Below are 20,797 nucleotides of genomic sequence, written 5' to 3' on the forward strand. Positions count from 1 at the left end.
TTGTTAAGTTTTTAAGTGTGTTGTATTAATTGGTTTGAAACAATTTTTCTGCAGTTACCGGATTTCCATTAACTACAATCGTTAAATCCTGATCACCGTCTACGGTGAAAGTTGTTTCGTTATGATTTACTGCTACTTTTAAAATTTGGTTTCTGAAATTAATTTTAAAAGAATAACCGTTCCATTCTTTTGGAATTTTTGGAGAAAAATGAAGCTGATCATTTTTCACACGCATTCCGCCAAAACCTTCCACAATACTCATCCATGTTCCGGCCATTGAGGTAATATGACAGCCTTCTTCAACTTCTTTGTTGTAATCATCAAGATCCAAACGAGAGGTTCTTAAATAGAAGGTATAAGCCATATCCATTTTGTCTAAAACAGCAGCCTGAATAGAGTGAACACAAGGTGACAGTGAGCTTTCATGAACCGTAAAGGATTCGTAAAACTCAAAATTACGTTTTAATTTGTCTTTAGAAAAATGATCTTCGAAGAAGTAGAAACATTGCAAAACATCGGCTTGTTTGATATATGGCGAACGCAATACACGATCCCAGGACCACTTTTGATTGATAGGACGCTGAGAACGGTCTAAATCTTTTACAGGAACTAATTCTTTGTCTAAGAAACCGTCTTGCTGCAGGTAAATGCCTAACTCTTCTGAAGTTGGGAAATACATGTTGCCGGCAACTTTTTTCCATTCCTGAATTTCAGATGGAGAAAGTGTTACTTTTTCCATAATTCGCTGATGATCTGCAGGATATTCGGCAGCGATTTTGTTAATTTGTTCTTCGGCATAATCAATACACCATTTTGCAATATAATTGGTATAGAAATTATTGTTGATATTGTTTTCGTATTCATTTGGACCTGTAACACCAAGAATTACGTACTGATTTTTGTCTTTGGAGAAAGAAGCTCTTTGGTGCCAGAAACGTGCAATTCCGATGAGTACTTCCAAACCTTTTTCAGGAATATAAGAGTAGTCTCCGGTAAAACGGTGGTAATTGTAAATCGCGAAAGCGATCGCTCCGTTTCGGTGGATTTCCTCGTGTGTGATTTCCCATTCGTTATGGCATTCTTCGCCATTCATGGTAACCATTGGGTACAAGGCAGCACCATTTTTAAAACCTAAATTGTCTTTGGCGTTTTCAATTGCTTTGTCCAGTTGGTTGAAACGGTAGGTCAGTAAATTGCGGGCAACCTGCTGATCTTTAGTAGCCATGTAAAACGGAATGCAATACGCCTCAGTATCCCAATAGGTAGATCCGCCGTATTTTTCTCCGGTGAAACCTTTAGGTCCAATGTTTAAACGGCTGTCTTTTCCTAAGTATGTCTGATTCAACTGAAAAATATTAAAACGAATTCCCTGTTGTGCTTTTACATCTCCATTAATAGTAATGTCTGACATTTCCCAGATTTTACTCCAGGCATCGATTTGATTTTGAAGCAAAGTATCATAACCCAGAGTAGCAGCAGTTTTAATGCATTTCTCGGCAGCAGTTAAAGTATTTTCATGATTTAAAGAAACCGTATATCCACCAATTTTTTGGATCGATGAGGTTTGTCCTTTTGCGATAATGGTACCGTAAGTAAACTGAATTTTATCGGCAGTTGAATCGATTGTTGAAGGTGAAATGTTTACGTTTTCTCCGTTTGCAAAAATCGTGTTGTGCATAAAAGTGGTTACTTTAAAATGCGTTTTAAAAGTCTGCGCGGTTACAAAAGCTTCATTTGCTCCTTTTTTAACTTCAAGGGGCTCCCAGAATTTTTCATCCCAGTTAGCATCTTCATTGGTAACTCCTGCGTCGATATAAGGTTTGTAAACAATTTTGGCATCCTTGTTCAAAGGAGTTATTTCGTATTTAATGATTCCGGTTTCATCCAGATCTAAAGAAAGAAAACGACGAATGTTTACGGCAATTTCGGTTCCGTTTTTTAAAGTAGCTTCAAAAGAACGATTGTACCAGCCTTCTTTCATATTCAATTCTCTGCGGAAATTTTTCACAGCAGTGCAATGGTTCAAATCCAGGTTTTCTTCATTGATCTGAATGTCAATTCCAATCCAGTTTGGAGCGTTTAATACTTTGGCGAAGTATTTAGGATATCCGTTTTTCCACCAGCCTACTTTTGTTTTGTCCGGATAGTAGATTCCCGCGATGTAGCTTCCCTGAAAAGTTTCACCCGAATAGGTCTCTTCAAAATTGGCACGTTGCCCCATAGCACCGTTTCCGATGCTGAAAAGACTTTCTGATGATTTTACTCTCTCAGCGTCAAAGCCTTCTTCGATGATGGACCAATTGTCTGGTTTAATGTAATCTTGATTCATTTTTGTGATTGATTGATTTATTTTGAGATTAATGATTCGATAAAATGGGTATCCATTGAGGTAAAATCCTCAAAGATATAGTGTGCTTCGTGCAGGATTGCTTTTGAACCGATTCCGATACTGGTCATTTTTCCAATATTGGCAGCCTGAACTCCGGCAACTGAATCTTCAAAAACAAAAGCATCTTCCGGACTAATTTGCAGCAATTGAGCTGCTTTTAAGAAAACTTCCGGGTCTGGTTTGGCATTGGTTACATCATTTCCGTCTACGATAACATCGAAATACGAGAGTATTCCGGTTTTCTCCAGAATCGGGCGGGCATTTTTACTGGCAGAACCCAATGCAATTCCCTGATTTTGTTCTTTTAAGAATTGAAGAATGTTAAAAACTCCGGGAAGAATTTCGCTTTCATCCATGTCAACTAAATAAGACAAGTAGTCTTCGTTTTTTTGAATGAGCCATTTGTCTTTGTCTTCCTGAGAAGCGGAAACGTTTCCTAATTCGAGAATTATGTCTAACGAACGCACGCGGCTTACACCTTTAAGTAATTCGTTGTGTTCGTGTGTAAAATTTATATGTAAGGCCTTCGCAATCTTCTGCCAGGCTAAAAAGTGGTATTTAGCGGTATCAACGATCACTCCATCAAGATCGAAGATGAATGCTTTTTTATTATTCATGAATTTCAATTTTAGTTCTGCTATTTACTCTAAGGGTAAGTAATCCGGCAAATATCATAGACACACCTCCAATAATTAAGGCGTAGATAGGTTCGTTGTGAAAGAATTGTTTGATGACAAATCCTAAGATTGTGGCAGCTACAATTTGTGGTATGACTACGAAGAAGTTGAAAACGCCCATGTAGTATCCCATTTTTGCTGCCGGTAAAGCCCCAGATAGCATGGCATAAGGCATAGATAATATACTTGCCCACGCGATACCTACTCCCAGCATTGGAAGAATCAGCATTTGTTTATCACCAATAAAATAAATAGAGATTAAACCAACACCTCCGGCACATAAGGCCAATAAATGTGTTGCTCTGACACCTACTTTTTTTGCAATGACGGGCAATAAAAAAGCAACTGCTGCGGCTACTCCGTTGTAAACGGTGAATAAAACTGAAACCCAGTCGGCAGCATCATTGTAAATTTTAGAAGTAGTGTCTGTAGTACCAAAAATATGTTGTGTAACGGCTTGCGTCGTATAAATCCACATTGAGAACAAAGCAAACCAGGAGAAGAACTGTACCCAGGCCAGTTTTTTCATCGTGACAGGCATGTTCAAAAGATCGGTCATAATGATCGTAAAACCATTGTGAACCTTTGAAGTTCTCAATTGTGAAGCAATCATGAATAAAATACCCATGAAAACCAACCCGATGAACAGAATGTAAAGTTCTTTAGCCAGACTGTTTTCGAAAATTAAAAAGGAAATTAGAGCTCCAACTATCGTCAATAGTAATCCCAAAAAGAATTGTCTTTTGATGTTGCTTTCAGATTCGGTTTCCGGATTTAAGATAAGATCTTCCTTGTCTTTTTTGCTTTGAAGTTCAAAAGCATGAAGTTCCTCAGGCGTGTATTCTGTTGTTTTAAAAACAGTCCACAAAACAGAAAGGAGGAAAACAATTCCGCCAATATAAAAGGACCATTTAACAGAATCGGGTATAATTCCTTCCGGAGCTGTATTGCTTACGTCAAAAACGTTAGTAAAAAGATAGGGTAAAACCGAACCAACAACTGCTCCGGTTCCAATAAAGAAACTTTGCATGGCAAATCCTAAAGTACGCTGCTTTTCGGGTAGATTGTCTCCAACAAAAGCGCGGAAAGGCTCCATTGAAACATTTATCGATGCGTCCATAATCCATAAAGTACCGGCAGCTATCCATAAAGTTGGAGAGTTGGGCATGATGAATAAGGCTACAGAAGACAAGATGGCTCCAATTAGAAAATAGGGGCGGCGTCTGCCTAAACGAGTCCAGGTTCTATCGCTAAAATAACCAATTACAGGTTGGATAATTAATCCTGAAACCGGAGCCGCAATCCATAAAATTGGAATTTCGTCAATTTTGGCACCCAGAGTTTCAAAAATTCTTGAAGTATTTGCATTTTGCAGTGCAAAACCAAACTGTATTCCCAAGAAACCGAAACTCATGTTCCAAATTTCCCAGAAACTTAATTTACGCTTTTCCATTATCGTAATTAAAGAATTAATTAGACGATAAGCGCTTTGCTTATCAAAACTTACTTATTATTTTCGAAGTAAAAGTAAAAGCTTTGAGCAGGCGTAAAAGTATTAATTATTTTTTTAAATACGCTAATAAAAAAGTCATAAATATTGTTTGTGACTTTATAAAATATTGATTTTTAGATTTTTAGTCAGTAGATTCTCTTTTTATAAGATGGGTTTCAATGACCTCTGTGGTGTAATTTTCGTTCTCTTCTTCGTCATCCTCATGTTCGGCTTCGAGTCTTTCGATTAGCATTTTGGCAGCTTTATTTCCCATTTTTTCGCCACTCTGACTTACGGTCGTGATGCTTGGAGTAGAGTATTTAGAGATAATTCCGTCAGTAAAGGCGATTACAGCAATATCTTCGGGAACTTTGAGGCCCATTTTACTTGCGGTTTTGATAATCGTTACCGCAAAAAGCTCATTTACCGCAAAAACAGCATCAAATGCACGGTCATGCAATAGCTGACTGATGGTGATTTCGCAAGTGTCTACATCTTCAATTTTTATGATTAAATCTTCATTAAAAGGCAATCCATTATCGAGAAGGGCTTTTTCGTAACCGTCGGTTCTGAGTTTTCCCACACTTACATAATCTACAGTCGTTACCAGAGCGATTTTTTTGCGGCCGTTGTCAATCAGACTCTGAACGGCTTCATAAGCTGCGGCTTTATCGTCAATAATCACTTTATCGCATAAAATATCATTAGTCACTCGGTCAAACATAACCACCGGCATTCCCTGATTGATAACCTCAGTAATGTGGTGAAAATCACCTTTGTATTGTGTTTCTTTAGAGAGCGACATGATAAAACCATCGATACTTCCGTTGGCTAACATCTCCATATTCAGGACTTCTTTATCGAAAGAATCATCAGACAAACAGATCACAACGCTATAGCCATTTTCATTGGCTACCTGTTCAATTCCGTTGATCACGGTAGAGAAAAAATGATGCACAATTTCCGGAATGATAATGCCAATACTTTTGGTTTTTCGATTTTTTAAACTAAGGGCAATATTGTTGGGCTTGTAGTTGTAAAACTTTGCAAATGCCTGCACTTTTGCGCGCGTTTCTTCTCCTATTTCCTGGCTGTCTCTCAATGATTTTGAGACTGTTGAGATAGAGACGTCAAGTTCCTTTGCAATCTGCTTTAGGGTTATTTTACGTTTCATAATTGTTATTTGAAAAAAATCTAATTGTTAATAAAGGTATCTTATATTTCTATAATCGACAATTTTTGACTTAAAAGATTACAAAAAAAAGAAAGTTTTCAACACTACCACGTTTTCGTAAACCAATAAAAAAGCCAACCGGTTGGGCATGTTAATTAATTCCTAATTTTGAAATTCGAAGTAAAATTAAAAACTTAACTAACAATCAAAAACTCAAACTAAATTTAAACAAAAAGTATGAAAACAATTTACAAAAAGTTGTTATTTTTATTCCTCTTGTTGCCGTTTACTGTGTTGGCTCAAAGCACTTTAACCGGAACAGTTGTCGATTTGGCAACGGGACAACCAATCCCGGGAGTAAATGTAAATGTACAGGGTGCTCCTGGTGGAGCATCAACAGATTTTGACGGTAAATTTCAGTTATCTAATGTGAAAAATGGGGACAAAATTTTGGTTTCATTTATCGGATACAAAACGTCAACTGTAATCTATAATGGCCAAAAAACACTAAACGTTTCTCTGGAAGAAGATACCAATCAGCTTAAAGAAGTTGTGGTGCAGGTAGGTTACGGTACGGTTAAGAAAAAGGATGCAACAGGTTCAGTATCTCAAATTTCAGCCAAAGAATTTAACAAAGGAATTAACGTTACTCCGGAAAGTTTAATCGGTGGACGTATCGCTGGTGTGAATGTTGTTGGAGGAGGTGCTCCGGGAGCTAAAGCCGATATCAGAATTCGTGGAGGATCTTCTTTAAGTGCTTCTAATGATCCGTTAATTATTTTAGACGGACTACCATTAAGTAATGCTGTGCCAAGTGGTGCCACAAGTATTCTGTCAACAATTGATCCTAATGATATTGAGTCTTTTACGGTTCTTAAAGATGCATCAGCAGCAGCTATTTATGGCTCTCGTGCAGCAAATGGTGTAATTGTTATTACGACTAAAAAAGGAACAAAAGGTGGAGTGAAGGTTAATTTTAGCTCTCAGGTTGGTATTAATACAGTAGCCAATACAGTAGATGTTTTAAGTGCAGATCAATTCCGTGCTGTCGTAAATGCAAAAGGTACACCGCAGCAAAAAGCGACATTAGGAACAGCAAACACAAATTGGCAGGACGAAATCTTTCACACAGCACTTACAACAAACAATAATATTTCGGTAAGTGGTGCTTTGTTTAATAAATTACCAGTACGTTTATCTGTTGGAAATGTAGATAATCCTGGAATCCTAAGAAATACTTCTTTTGAAAGAACTACGACATCGATATCGTTAAATCCGGTATTATTTGACAATCACTTAAAAATTGACATTAGCGGAAACATTGCATTTGCTAAAAATCAATTTCAGGATGAAGGAGGAGTAATTGGAAGCGCATTAGCTTTTGATCCTACGCAGTCTGTTTATCAGGAAGGTTCTCGTTATGGAGGTTATTTTGAATGGTTGGAAGCAAATGGTAATGTACCTTTATTACCGGCCAGAAATCCTGTAGCCAGATTAAATCAGGAAGATAAAAGAGCTACTTCTACCAGAAAATGGGGTAATATTAGTGTAGATTATAAATTTCATTTCTTTGAAGATTTAAGAATTATTGCTGAAGCCGGTATTGATAGATTCAGCAGCAACGGGTATAATCGACAAAGTACAGAAAGTATTCTGGGATACCAGCCAAATGTTTTTAGTAGTGGGAATTGGATAAACTTAGGAAATTACAACTCCTATACAGATGATCTTCAAAATAAAAATCTAAACACTTACTTTAACTATACAAAAAGTTTAGGAAAGTTTAAAATCGACGCTACTGCTGGATATAACTACCAGTTATTTCAAAAAGAGAAGTATTCTTCAGGAGAAGTTAGACAGCCAAATCCAAATGAGGACGTAGCAACTGACCCGGATGTTAATCTTCAGTCTTATTTTGGACGTTTGACTTTAAATTACGACAGTCGTTATTTATTGACTTTAAACTATAGAAGAGACGGAACTTCTCGTTTCTCTAAAGAGAACAGATGGGGTAATTTTGGTGGAGCAGCTTTTGCATGGAATGTTGCAGAAGAATCATTCCTGAAAGGAAATAGTACATTGTCCAGTTTAAAATTAAGAGTAGGATATGGTACTACCGGACAGCAAGACATTACGTCTGCGTATGACTTTTTACCAAGAGTAACTTTAGGAACTATTAATTCTCAATACATTTTCGGAAATACAGTTTACCCAACAGCAAGACCGGAAGGATATAATACAAGTATCAAATGGGAAGAATTGGCCGAAACTAATATAGGAGTCGATTTTGGATTTTTTAACGACAGAATTACAGGTACGGTAAACTATTTTGATAAAAAATCAAGTGATTTGTTAGCGGATGTTTTGGTTCCGGACGGAGCGAATTTAAGAAATCAGGGATTTAATAATATCGGAAGTTTTGAAACAAAAGGGGTTGAGTTTAGTATTCAGTCGGATATTGTGAAAAACGATAATCTGACTTGGAATGTTGCTTTTAATGCTACTTATCTTCACCAGAAAATTACAAATTTAGGAACTACAATACCAGGTTTTACAGGATATATTGTAGGGGATAATATTGCAGGAGGATCCGGGAATAAAATCCTTATTAATTCTGTGGGGTATGCACCAAATTCATTCTTTGTTTATGAACAATTGTATGATTCGAACAAAAAACCAATTGAAGGAGCTTATGCAGACAGAAATGGGGACGGAAAAATTGACGACGGAGATCGCTACAAATATCACAAACCATCAGCAGATTACACTTTTGGATTATTCTCTACTTTAAACTACAAGAAGTTTGATTTTACAATGAACTGGAGAGCCAGTTTAGGGAATTATATTTATGATAACGTAAGCTCAGACAAAGGATATTTACTGGCAGGATTGAGAAGACAATCTGATTTAGGAAACATCAGTTCTGATTACAATAACACGGGATTCGTAACGAACAACAACTACTTGTCTAATTATTTTGTAAAAGATGCTTCTTTTATAAAATTAGATAATGTTACTCTGGGGTATACCCTTGATAAGGCACTATTAAAAGACGTTTCTTTAAGATTCACTGGTGGAGTGCAAAATGTTTTTGTACTTACAAAGTATGGTGGTCTGGATCCGGAGAAATTTAACGGAATAGATAACAATGTTTATCCAAGAGCCCGAACTTTCATATTTGGTGTAAATGCAAGTTTCTAATAGTACATTAAAAAACAAAAATTTAAAACATACAAAAATGAAAATATCATTTAAATACATATCTTATTTTCTCCTATTTATTTTAGGATTGAATCTGACACTTACTTCATGTACTGGCGATCTGGACGTGACGCCTAAAGATGATGATGAATTTCTTTCTGAAGCTTTCTATAAAGATCCTGCTTCATACAAGCAAGTATTGGCAAAATTATATGCCGGATTGTATGTAGGTGGTAATGATGGTGACGGTGATGCCAATACACCTGGAAAGAACCCTGATATAGCGGGAATAGGTGGTGATTTTAGCAGTTACTTAAGATTGCTTTTTGTAACACAGGAATTTCCTACTGACGAAGCAATTATCGCGTGGGCTGATGGTAATTTACCAAGTTTAAATGGGCAAACCTGGTCTGCAGATAATGAGTTCTTGTATGGAACTTTTTCCAGAGCATTCTATCATATTAGTGTAGCCAATGAGTTTTTGAGACAAACTACTGATGAAAAATTGACTGCCAGAGGAGTTGATGCTAATTTAAAAGCTCAAATAGCTGCATTTAGAGCTGAAGCTCGTTTCCTAAGAGCATTTTCATACTACAATTTAATGGATTTGTTCGGGAATGTGCCAATCACTACTGAAAACGACCCTGTTGGATTCTTTTATCCGGTACAAAAATCAAGAGCTGAAGTTTTTGCTTTTATCGAATCGGAGTTAAAAGATATCGATGCCAGTCTGGTAGCTTCTAAGCAAAATGAATATGGAAGAGTTGATAAAACAGCGGCTAAGTTTTTATTAGCACAAATTTATCTGAATTCAAAAGTTTATACAGGAACAGATAGAAATAATGAAGCAGCGGTTGTATGTAAAGATATTATTGATAATTCACAATATACTTTTGCCAATATACCGTACAAAAATTTATTTTCGGCAGATAACAATAGAAACGGAGCTCAAAACGAATTTATTTTCCCTGTTGTAAGTGATGGAAATGCGATTAGAGCTACAGGTGGTGGAATGAGTTTTATACTTCATGCTTCTATAGGTGGTAGTATGGATGCGGCTGCTCAGGGAATGAATGGTGGCTGGGCAGGAATTAGAACTCGTAAAGAGTTTGTTGCTCTTTTTCCGGATGCAACTGCAACAGGCGACAAAAGAGGGACTTTTTATACTAAAGGACAAAATTTAGATATTGCCAGAGTTGACATTTTTACCGAAGGATATGCAGTTACGAAATATACAAACGTAAATTCTGACGGAACTGCAGCGCAAAGAAATGATATTCCAGATACAGATTTTCCAATGTACAGATTATCAGATGTGTATTTAATGTATGCAGAAGCTGCTGTAAGAGGAGCAAGCGCGGCTAACATTGCTACAGCTGTAGGATATGTGAATAAAATTAGAACCAGAGCGGGGGCTGCAACAATTGCAGCTTCTGATCTGACACTAGATTTTATCTTAAATGAAAGAGGAAGAGAATTGTTTTGGGAATGTCACAGAAGAACCGATTTAATTCGTTTTGGAAAATTCACAGGAGGATCTAAAATCTGGCAGTGGAAAGGCGGAGTTATGAACGGTAGTGCTACAGATCCTTCCAGAGATTTGATGCCAATTCCTTTAAAAACAATTCAGGCAAATCCAACTTTAAAACAAAATCCAGGATACTAACTAACCTTATAAAAAATAATAAAATGAAAAATATATATAGAATTTTACTTGCATTCGTTGGTGTACTAACGGTATCATGTAATGCGGATGATGTACAAGACAGACCAGTAATTGAAGCGGCAACGGCACCGGTATTATTAACTCCAAAATCAGATTTTAGCATTGTGCTTCAGAATACAAATGCTGCAAATGCTGCAACAACATTTGTGTGGGATGATGCTCAGTATAACGGAACTCATACTGTTGTGACTTATAGTCTGGAAATGGCTGCTGCAGGAACTAATTTTAAAACTCCAACTGTAGTGGCTACAACAACCGATAAATTTAAAAGTTTTACAGTGGCAGACTTGAATTCAGCTTGTTTAAATGCAGGTTTTGCTCCATTTAAGGCAGCTCAGATTGATGTACGTGTTAAATCTTCCCTGGGAACAACAGGTTCAGTAAGTCAGGTTTCAAATTTTTATACGATTACAGCAACTCCATACCCGGCTTGGCCAAATTGGGGTATTATTGGTTCTGCAACTCCTAACGGATGGAATGATCCTGACACCAATTTAGATTATGATTTAAGTACTAAAAAATATTCTTATGTTGGACCATTAACAGTAGGAGAAATCAAATTTAGACTAGATGATTCATGGGGTACTAACTTTGGAGATGATGGTAATGATTTAACATTAGATGCCGGAGGTGCTAATATTCCAATTACAGTAGCTGGAAATTATACTATTGTTATTGATTTTACAGCTAAAACTTATACTATTAAAAAGAATTAGATTTAGAAAATCGAAAAGGGCTATCTGTTAGAAGATAGCCCTTTTTTTAGTCCGACTAACTAACCAATCAACCACATTATGAAAAAAACTTTACTATTGATCACATTTTTGTGGTCCGTGGCTACTTTTGCCCAATCACAAACGATAACTTACTCCATAAGTCCGCCAACTTTTGAAGATACCACTTCTATAACTATTACGGTTAACGGAAATAGTATCAACGAAGGCAGCTGGTCAGTAACCGGAAATGCACTGTATCTTTGGTCATGGTCGTATGATGTTAATGATATAAATCAATTGGATTCACCGTCGAACGGATCCTGGACAGCCTCTAATGAAGCAGCCAGATTTACATATGATTCAGCAACGGATACGTATACTAAAACCTTAACGCCATCGGTTTATTTTAATAGAAACGGAATTGGGAGAATAGGTTTTTTGGTAAAAGCGAAAGACGGAACAGGAGATAAAAAATCGCAGGATATCCAGGTTGAAGTAGGAACTTTTCAGGTAAGCCTCACCAGTCCTGCAGAAAATAGCACAACAATTATTGCTTCAGGTGCAAATTTTAATATTGCGGCCACCAATACAAACGGTGCGGCAAGCTACATTTTGAAGTCAAACGGGGCTACCATTAATACCATTACAAGTACGACAAGTTATTCTTATTCTCATTCAAATATTACAAGTAATCAAAGTTATGAACTGAGTGTGACTCAGGGAGCAACTATTATTGTAAAGAAATTTTCTGTAGTAGTAAATCCAAATACGGTTTCAGAAGCAATGCCGATAGGCTTGGTTGATGGAATAAATTATAATTCGTCCGATGCCACAAAAGCAACTTTGGTTTTAGACGCACCCTTAAAAGACTTTGTTTATATAGCGGGAAGTTTTAATAATTGGCAACCGTCATCGGCTTATGCTATGAAAAAAGACCCTGCTTCAGGTAAATTCTGGTTAGAATTAACTGGATTGGTTTCAGGCGCAAACAATACTTATCAATATTGGGTAGTGGATGCAACACCATTGACGAATTCCCCTTCGATGGTAAAAACTGCCGATCCGTATTCCACTTTAGTATTGTCTCCTTATGATGATTCCTCTATTCCTGCAACTTCTTACCCCAATATGCCTGTTTATCCGGCAGGACAGAACTTTGAGGTGACCGTTTTAAAAACAGGACAAACACCGTACAATTGGCAGGTGACCAATTTTGTAAAACCTGAAAAAGAAAAGCTAGTAGTTTACGAAGTTTTAGTTCGTGATTTTGATGCAGCCAAAAATTATCAAAGTCTGATAGACCGTATCGATTATTTCAAAAATCTTAAAATAAACGCAATCGAATTAATGCCGGTAATGGAGTTCGAAGGTAATGAAAGCTGGGGATACAATACCTCGTTTCATATGGCTTTGGATAAATTTTACGGGACTTCAGATAAGTTAAAAGAATTCATTGACTTGTGTCATCAAAATGGAATTGCGGTAATTCTGGATGTTGCCTTAAATCATGCTTTTGGAAGAAATCCGATGGTGAGAATGTGGATGAATGATCCGGATGGGGACGGTTTTGGTTCGCCAACTGCTGAAAATCCATATTTTAATACCGTTGCCAAACATGCTTATAATGTAGGAGAAGATTTCAATCACCAGTCGTTAAAAACGCAGAATTATGTTGATCGTGTCGTTAAACAATGGATTGAAGAGTATAAAATTGACGGTTTCCGTTGGGATTTAACCAAAGGTTTTACACAAAATTGTACGGCTTCTGATGGAGTCTGTACGGATGCTTATCAACAGGACAGAGTAGATGTCTTAAAGAAATATGCTGATTATTCATGGAGTCTCGATCCTACACATTATACTATTTTTGAACACCTGGGATCCGATACCGAGGAAAAAGAATGGGCCAATTACAGAATTGCCGAAACACCTTCTAAAGGAGTCATGATGTGGGGGAAAATGACAGGGCCTTACAATCAACTGTCAATGGGCTATGCAAATGAGAGCAATATCTCAAGGATGGCCAGTAGCAGTCATGGTTTTACAGCAAACCGATTAATGGGATATGCTGAAAGTCATGATGAAGAACGTTTGATGTATAAAAATATACAATACGGAAATTCAGGAACAGGATATAATGTAAAAACGTTAGACACTGCATTGTCCAGAATGTCGGCAATTGGTGCCGTTTCACTATTAGTTCCGGGACCAAAAATGATTTGGCATTTTGGAGAATTAGGATGGGAGAATTCTATTTTTACCTGTAGCAATAATTCTGTCAATACCGATTTTGATGCCATAGGGGGCGATTGTAAACTCGACACAAAACCACAGCCTCAATGGGTTAATAACTGGCTGGGTAATTCAGCACGCAGTAAAATTTACAACGACTGGGCAAAGATGATTACTCTGAAAATAAAGGAGCCTGTTTTTTTGGGAACTCCCGTAATTGCAAACGCAAATTCGTTATCAGTTAATATTAAAATTACCAATTCGGCCTTGTCTTCAACTCAGTTAAAGGATGTTTTAATAATAGCAAATTTTGACGTTACTGCTCAAAATGTTCCAACAGGTTTTCAATATACAGGTACCTGGTATGATTTGATGGACAATACTACGATTAATGTTACAGATGTAAATGCCCCCTTAAATCTTCCTGCAGGAGAGTATAGAATTTATGGTAATAAAGCAGCAAATTTAGCCATTAAAGATTTTGAAAAAGGAAGCGCAGTTCATTTGTACCCCAATCCGGTTACAGATTATTTTACTTTAGATGTGCCAGTATCAAAAGTTCAGGTCTATGCAGTTTCAGGCCAACTCGTAAAAAGCTTTGGCATCAAAGAAAATAGGGATTCTCAGTTTGCTGTAAGCGATTTGAAAACAGGTTTATACTTTGTTAAAGCAGTTGATGAGAATGGACATACTCAGGTAATGAAGTTTATTAAAAAGTAATTTATCGAAATAAATAGAAAATGTAACTGACGGGTAAAAGATTTTTGGTTTTGTTAGTGGTGAGAAAGGACTGTCAGTTTTTAGACAGTCCTTTCGTTTTTTATGATCTTTTTATTTTAGTATTGTATTCCCCTGCTACAGCAAAATAGCCAAAAGTACCTAGCCCCAAAACAATTAATGGAGTGAGAATGAAAAGAATAATGATTCCGAATACAAGATCGTCTTGTTTGTCTGAAAGCAGTTTAGGTAAGCCAAATTCGAAAATGCAGAAATAAGTCGCTGCAATTGCCAGTATAATCCACAGAACACCTAAAGCTTGTTTGATTGAATTCATAAATAATATATTAAAGGTGATTTGTTTTATTTTTATTTTCGATGTAAACCATGCCAATTACAAAACATACCGAGGCTATAATAATGGGGTACCAAAGTCCGTCAAGATAAAAATCTTCTTTTTCGGCAGCTTTAGCATGAGTTACAAAATAAGTTGAAATTGCGGGGAGTAAACCGCCAAAAATTCCGTTCCCTACATGATAAGGAAGTGACATCGAAGTATATCTGATTTTAGTTGGAAACAGTTCAACTAAAAACGCTGCAATGGGGCCGTAAACCATAGTAACAAATAAAACCTGAATGAAAACTAAGAAAATTAAAGCCCATTCATCATTAGAATTGATATTTATAATAACACTGCTCTGAGATTCTTTTTTATCCGCAAAGTTTGTTTTCTTTTCTGTATACGTAGTTCCGTCCGTATAGGTTTTTGAAATCGTGGTAATGGTTTGATTTTCTTTAAAAATAGCTGTAGTTATAGTTGTTTTCTCGGCTATTTCGGTCTTGTATTTTAGATCGGTGATGTTGTACATCTTTTTGTAAATGGGTCTGTAAAACAAAATAGCGAGCAGCATTCCGCCCATCATAATGTGTTTACGTCCTATTTTATCACTCAGCCATCCAAAAAAAATAAAGAATGGAGTTCCGAACAACAATGCGATTCCCAGTAATTCATCTACTTGCGACGAATTAATATTCATCACAGTTTTCATAAAACTCATGGCGTAGAATTGCCCCGTGTACCAAACAACACCCTGGCCCATAGTGGCGCCGAACAACGCGAGTAAAACGAATTTCAGGTTATATCGATTCCCAAAACTTTCCTTTAAAGGATTGGTACTTGTTGTTCCTTCTTTTTTAGCTTTGGCAAATACAGGAGATTCATCCATGTTTTTACGAATCAAGTACGAAATTCCGATCATTACAATAGAAACCCAAAAGGGAACACGCCATCCCCAGGAATCGAAATCCTCGGTTGAAAGAATGTTTTTTGTGGTCAATATGACCATCAAAGAAATAAATAAACCAACTGTTGCGGTAGTTTGAATCCACGAAGTCCAATATCCTTTTTGCCCTGCAGGAGCATGTTCTGCCACATAAGTAGCTGCACCGCCATATTCGCCCCCAAGAGCAAGCCCCTGAAGTAAACGAAGAATTAAAACTAATAAAGGAGCTAAAAATCCAATCGTATCATAACTCGGAATACAGCCTATTAAAAAAGTAGAGCCCCCCATTAATAAGAGAGTTGCCATAAAGGTGTATTTACGTCCGATGATATCACCAAGTCTTCCGAAGAATAGCGCTCCAAAAGGACGTACTACAAATCCGGCAGCAAAAGTGGCTAAAGTGGATAGGAATGCAGCGGTAGGATTATCACTGGGAAAGAATTTGGTTGAAATGACGACAGCTAAACTACCGAAAATATAAAAATCATACCATTCAATCATGGTTCCCATCGACGATGCCGAAATTACTTTCCAGATGCCTTTTGCAGAGGTGTTGCTCATAAGCTGACTTTGTGTACTTGATGATGAATAAAAGTATAAAATGCTATTTCGCGAATATATAAGATATTTTTTTATTTATTTAATGATTTTTTAACAAAAGGATAATAAAAAATAAATATTGTTTTTTAGGCAGAATAGTTTTCGTAAAAGATTTGTCTGCTGTTTATTTCTCCGGAAGAAAGTAATGTAGAATTGTTACTCTGAAAGAGCTCTGGCAATAGCATAGTGCAAAGCACTATGGGAGATGGAGATGTTTGTTTACGCCCTGAAAGGGCAAAAGCCTGATCGCAAAGAAAAAAATCAGTATTAAAATATTTAATTTTTCTTGTTTTAATTACGAAGGAAAGATAGTAAAAACAAAAAACCCACTCGGTTGAGTGGGTTGTTGTGGTACCTCCAGGGATCGAACCAGGGACACATGGATTTTCAGTCCATTGCTCTACCATCTGAGCTAAGGTACCGTGCTGTGCGCATTGCGGGTGCAAAGATAGAATCATTTTTCGTTTATCCAAAACATTTTTTTAAAAAAATCAATTCGTATCTTCGCCTTGCTAAAAAAACAAACATGATTTTAACGGTTGATGTTGGAAATACCAGAATTAAAGCTGCTGTATTTGAGGGAGGTACTGTTCTTGAAACTTTTACTTTCGAGAAAAATGAGCTCGAAAAAAAAATTAAAAAAATTTTAGAAAAATTTCAGAAATGCTCCGATTTGGTTGTTGCATCGGTTGGAAATGTAGAAAAACAATCTTTCCTGACTTTCGAAAAGGATCTAAAAGTTCATTTTTTAACTCATGAGGATATTTTTCCCTTCACAAATAAATATGCCACTCCAAAAACATTAGGAATAGACCGAATGGTTTTGGCAGCCGGAGCAACTTTGAAATTTCCCAAACAAAACAGACTGGTAATTGACGCCGGAACTTGTATAACCTACGATTTCATCGACGAAAATGATAACTATTTAGGAGGAGCTATTTCTCCGGGACTGAGACTGCGTTATGAATCTTTGCACAATTTTACAGCCAGGCTTCCGTTACTCACTTTAGAGTCTCCGGATTCCTATATTGGAGATTCCACAAAACAGGCGATTCACTCCGGAGTGGTCAATGGATTCGTCTATGAGATTGATGGTTTTATCGATGAATATCGGGCAAACTTTTCAAATTTTATAATAATTTTAACGGGAGGTGATGCAGATTTTTTGGCTAAACGATTAAAAAATACCATATTTGCCAATTCAAATTTCCTTTTGGAGAGTTTGAACCAAACATTTCAATATAAAATCGACAATGATTAAAAAAATTATAGTAAGCGCTTGTTTGCTTATCTCGTTCGTTTCCTTCGCTCAACAGGGTACCGCATCGCCTTATTCTTTCTACGGAATTGGAGATACAAGATTTAAAGGGACCCTTGAAAACAGATCGATGTCCGGAGTTGCGGTGGAACAGGATAGTATTCACCTGAATATTGAAAATCCTGCCAGTTATGCGAGTTTAAAGTTTACAACTTTTACGGTTGGAGGATCTTTTGGTACAACTAATTTGAAGACCAGCGAAAGATCTGAAAAGGCACAAAGAGCTACTTTTGATTATTTGGCATTAGGAATTCCGATGGGAAAATTTGGAGCAGCGTTTGGTTTGGTTCCGTTAAGTTCTGTTGGATATAAAATTCAAAATGACCTTACAGATACACAAGGTGCTACAAGCACACAGCTTCAGGGAAAAGGCGGAGTTAATAAAGTGTTTTTTGGTTTAGGATATCAGATTAAAAAGAACTGGAATATTGGAGTTGATGCACAGTATAATTTCGGAAAAATTACAACAACAAGTTTAGCGCTTAGAACAGATGTTGAAAATGCAACCAGAGAAACAAATGATTCTGAGTTATCAGGAATTAATTTTAATATTGGTACAATGTATCAAACAAAAATTGATAAAAAATTAAGTTTGTTTACCAGTTTGAATTATACTTTTGCCAGTAATTTGACTTCAACCAGTAACAGAGTTATTCAGGTAGATGGTGATCCGGATCCAATTACAACTCCTGAGCAGACAAATAAACTTAAGTTACCAAATAAAGTAACCTTTGGTGCTGGTATCGGTGAAGCCAGAAAATGGTTAGTGGGTACTACGATTTCTTTTCAGGGTGACGGACAGCTTGCGAATTTTTACAATACAAGAGATAATGTACGTTACGAAAAATACCAAAAGTATGCGATAGGTGGTTACTATATTCCTAATTATGGATCATTCACAAGCTATTTTAGCCGAATGACGTATAGGGCCGGATTAAAATACGAGAAAATTGGTTTGGTCGTAAATAATCAGGAGATCAATGACCTGGGAATGACATTAGGTATGGGAATTCCACTTAATAATGGATCTTTTTCAAATGTTAATATTGGACTTGAGTTCGGAAAAAGAGGAACAATGTCAGCTGGTTTAGTTCAGGAAAATTATTTCAATTTTAGTATGAGCTTCTCATTTAATGATAAATGGTTCGTGAAAAGTAAATTTAATTAAACATAAACTTTTATGTTTTTTTAAGCTCATTACAATTTACTACATTTGACAAATGAATTTATCAAAAAGATATACAATAGCGGCTGTCACAGTTTTTACTGTGACACTGTTTTTTGGGTGCGAAAGTAATTTTAAAGAGGTTCAGAAAATTAACTTCTCAGAGTTTGTTCCCGGAAGTGATGCAGATACCGTTGATATTAAATATACAGATTCCGGACGCATAACCGGGGTTTTGAAAAGTCCTAAAATGCTGGATTATTCTAATTTGGATTTTCCGTTTACCGAATTTCCAAAAGGAATTGATGTTACCTTATACGATAAAAATCAAAAGCGTACCTTTATAAGATCAAATTATGCAGTTTCCTATAAGCCAACAGGTATAATTGACTTGCAGGGAAAAGTTAGAATCACTTCAGAAGAGGGGCAAATGCTGGAAACAGAACAGCTGTACTTCGATCAGACGAACGAATGGTTTTATACCGAAAGGAAGTTTAGACTTACAGATGCAAAAGGAAGCTCAATCGGGCAGGGAATAGATTTTAGTAAGGATTTTAAAGTGATTAATTCGCAGCGTGTGAGCGGTGAGATTGAATCAGACGAATAAAAAAAGAGATTATGGGTTACATAAAATATACACAATACGTTTACATCATATTTGCCATTTACTTTATTTACGATGGTTTTACAAAGATAAACGATGGAAATGATACCGCCGCTTTAAGTTTTTTAATTGCAGGGATGGCAGTATTTATGTTCTTCTTTAGGAGGAGATTTGTCAAGAAATTTGGCGACCGTAATAAAAAGCAGTAAACAATGGAAATAGGGATTATAATATTATGTTTAATATTGTCAGCCTTTTTTTCAGGAATGGAAATCGCTTTTGTTTCCTCCAATAAAATTTATCTTGAAATTGAAAAAAAACAAGATAATTTTGCCTCACAAATTCTAACAAAACTTACCGGAAATCCTTCAAAGTTTATTGCTGCAATGCTTATTGGTAATAATCTGGCTTTGGTTGTTTACGGATTTTACATGGGAGATCTGATTCTGAAATGGATTATCAATTCAGGAGGGCATTTTTCAAATTTAACCAGTTTACTGGTTCAAACGACTATTTCTACTTTTGTTGTTTTAATAACAGCTGAGTTTTTTCCAAAAGTTTTTTTTCAGATTTATGCCAATTCATTAATCAAGATTTTTGCAATTCCTGCCTATCTGTTTTATCGTTTGTTCTATTATTTCTCCACTTTTTTCATTTGGATTTCAGATTTTATTCTGCGTAAATTTTTTAAAACAGAAGGAGATCAGATACAGTTGTATTTTAGTAAAGTTGAACTGGGGAATTATATTGCAGAACAAATGAATGCTGTTGAAGATGATGAAGAAGTAGATTCTGAAATTCAGATTTTTCAGAATGCACTGGAGTTTTCAGGTGTAAAAGCCCGTGATATTATGACCCCGCGTACCGAAATTGTCGATATTGATTTGTTTGACAGTGTTGCAGATCTTAAAGAATTATTTGTAGAAACCGGATATTCAAAAATCATAGTGAGTCAAAACTCACTCGATGATATTGTGGGTTATGTGCATTCGTTTGATTTGTTTAAAAAGCCAAAAACAATAAAATCGGTTTTGATGACAGTTGAATTTGTTCCTGAAACCATTTTGATAAAAGATGTACTAAATCTGCTGATCAAAAAGCGAAAAAATGTGGCCGTAGTTTTGGATGAATACGGAGGGACTTCCGGAATTATTACAATAGAAGACATTGTGGAGGAGCTTTTTGGTGAGATTGAAGACGAGCATGATTTAGATGAGGAATTGATTGAACAGGAATTGGGAGAAGGCAGGTATTTGTTTTCGACACGATTAGATGTAGAATATCTCAATGAAACCTATAAATTAGCTATTCCGGAGGAGGATTCTTACGGGACTTTAGGCGGGTTTATTGTCAATTCTACCAAGGAAATTCCTCAAAAAGGAGAAGAAATACGAATTGGAAGCTATCATTTTGTGATTGAAGAAGCCACAAATAAGAAAATCGAATTGGTTAAATTGACAATAAAAGAGTGATTTTTGAAATTAATAAAAAAAATTGTGTAAA

Annotated in this window: 15 protein-coding genes and 1 tRNA gene; 9 read left to right on the forward strand and 7 right to left on the reverse strand. The window is 36.3% G+C overall.

Features of this window, described 5'->3' with window-relative positions; genetic code table 11:
* Positions 1–25: 25 nt before the first annotated feature.
* The 4 genes from ACAM30_RS10030 to ACAM30_RS10045 all read right to left on the reverse strand — a co-directional run bounded on the left by ACAM30_RS10030 (position 26) and on the right by ACAM30_RS10045 (position 5,732).
* Positions 26–2,329 carry a glycoside hydrolase family 65 protein gene (locus ACAM30_RS10030; protein WP_369618365.1) on the reverse strand — a complete coding sequence of 768 codons (2,304 nt, stop codon included), beginning with the start codon at positions 2,327–2,329 and terminating at the stop codon, positions 26–28.
* 17 nt (positions 2,330–2,346) lie between these two features.
* Positions 2,347–3,006, reverse strand: a complete 660-nt coding sequence (gene pgmB / locus ACAM30_RS10035) for a beta-phosphoglucomutase (RefSeq protein WP_369618366.1) — start codon at positions 3,004–3,006, stop codon at positions 2,347–2,349.
* Positions 2,999–4,519: an MFS transporter gene (locus ACAM30_RS10040; protein ID WP_369618367.1), complete on the reverse strand. Its 1,521-nt coding sequence runs from the start codon at positions 4,517–4,519 to the stop codon at positions 2,999–3,001. Before ACAM30_RS10040 ends, pgmB begins: the two co-directional genes overlap by 8 nt.
* Positions 4,520–4,700: 181 nt before the next feature.
* Positions 4,701–5,732 carry a LacI family DNA-binding transcriptional regulator gene (locus ACAM30_RS10045; protein ID WP_017494772.1) on the reverse strand — a complete coding sequence of 344 codons (1,032 nt, stop codon included), beginning with the start codon at positions 5,730–5,732 and terminating at the stop codon, positions 4,701–4,703.
* Positions 5,733–5,969: 237 nt separating this feature from the next.
* Between ACAM30_RS10045 and ACAM30_RS10050 the strand changes: the two genes are divergently transcribed.
* The 4 genes from ACAM30_RS10050 to ACAM30_RS10065 all read left to right on the forward strand — a co-directional run bounded on the left by ACAM30_RS10050 (position 5,970) and on the right by ACAM30_RS10065 (position 14,327).
* The gene (locus ACAM30_RS10050) at positions 5,970–8,933 is read left to right on the forward strand and encodes a SusC/RagA family TonB-linked outer membrane protein (RefSeq protein WP_369618368.1); all 2,964 of its coding nucleotides are present in this window, start codon (positions 5,970–5,972) and stop codon (positions 8,931–8,933) included.
* A 37-nt stretch (positions 8,934–8,970) separates the two neighbouring features.
* Entirely contained in the window at positions 8,971–10,599 is a 1,629-nt protein-coding gene (locus ACAM30_RS10055; RefSeq protein ID WP_369618369.1) for a RagB/SusD family nutrient uptake outer membrane protein, read from the forward strand.
* A 23-nt stretch (positions 10,600–10,622) separates the two neighbouring features.
* Positions 10,623–11,375 (forward strand): SusE domain-containing protein, encoded by a 753-nt coding sequence (locus ACAM30_RS10060; protein ID WP_369618370.1) that lies wholly within the window; start codon positions 10,623–10,625, stop codon positions 11,373–11,375.
* 78 nt (positions 11,376–11,453) lie between these two features.
* Positions 11,454–14,327, forward strand: coding sequence for an alpha-amylase family glycosyl hydrolase (locus tag ACAM30_RS10065; protein WP_369618371.1), 2,874 nt, complete (start codon positions 11,454–11,456; stop codon positions 14,325–14,327).
* Positions 14,328–14,427: 100 nt separating this feature from the next.
* Here the strand turns inward: ACAM30_RS10065 and ACAM30_RS10070 are convergent, their stop codons facing one another.
* From ACAM30_RS10070 to ACAM30_RS10080, 3 genes are all read right to left on the reverse strand, one after another.
* Positions 14,428–14,661: a DUF6814 family protein gene (locus tag ACAM30_RS10070; protein WP_369618372.1), complete on the reverse strand. Its 234-nt coding sequence runs from the start codon at positions 14,659–14,661 to the stop codon at positions 14,428–14,430.
* A 10-nt stretch (positions 14,662–14,671) separates the two neighbouring features.
* Positions 14,672–16,168: an MFS transporter gene (locus tag ACAM30_RS10075; RefSeq protein WP_369618373.1), complete on the reverse strand. Its 1,497-nt coding sequence runs from the start codon at positions 16,166–16,168 to the stop codon at positions 14,672–14,674.
* A 388-nt stretch (positions 16,169–16,556) separates the two neighbouring features.
* Positions 16,557–16,629, reverse strand: a tRNA-Phe gene (locus tag ACAM30_RS10080).
* A gap of 104 nt (positions 16,630–16,733) precedes the next feature.
* Between ACAM30_RS10080 and ACAM30_RS10085 the strand changes: the two genes are divergently transcribed.
* Genes ACAM30_RS10085 through ACAM30_RS10105 form a run of 5 tightly spaced genes read left to right on the forward strand, consistent with a single transcriptional unit; the run spans position 16,734 to position 20,766 of the window.
* Positions 16,734–17,468: a type III pantothenate kinase gene (locus tag ACAM30_RS10085; protein ID WP_369618374.1), complete on the forward strand. Its 735-nt coding sequence runs from the start codon at positions 16,734–16,736 to the stop codon at positions 17,466–17,468.
* Complete coding sequence (locus tag ACAM30_RS10090) at positions 17,461–18,693, forward strand: hypothetical protein (protein ID WP_369618375.1); 1,233 nt, start codon at positions 17,461–17,463, stop codon at positions 18,691–18,693. The genes ACAM30_RS10085 and ACAM30_RS10090 overlap by 8 nt, the downstream gene beginning before the upstream one ends.
* Positions 18,694–18,745: 52 nt before the next feature.
* On the forward strand, positions 18,746–19,297 hold the full coding sequence (lptC, locus tag ACAM30_RS10095; RefSeq protein ID WP_369618376.1) for an LPS export ABC transporter periplasmic protein LptC: 552 nt from the start codon (positions 18,746–18,748) through the stop codon (positions 19,295–19,297).
* A gap of 11 nt (positions 19,298–19,308) precedes the next feature.
* A complete protein-coding gene (locus ACAM30_RS10100) occupies positions 19,309–19,503 on the forward strand; it encodes a hypothetical protein (protein WP_369618377.1) in 195 nt (64 codons plus the stop codon).
* A 3-nt stretch (positions 19,504–19,506) separates the two neighbouring features.
* A complete protein-coding gene (locus ACAM30_RS10105) occupies positions 19,507–20,766 on the forward strand; it encodes a hemolysin family protein (RefSeq protein WP_369618378.1) in 1,260 nt (419 codons plus the stop codon).
* Positions 20,767–20,797 lie beyond the last annotated feature (31 nt).

Origin of the sequence: Flavobacterium sp. CFS9 (assembly GCF_041154745.1) — a bacterium.
GTDB lineage: Bacteria > Bacteroidota > Bacteroidia > Flavobacteriales > Flavobacteriaceae > Flavobacterium.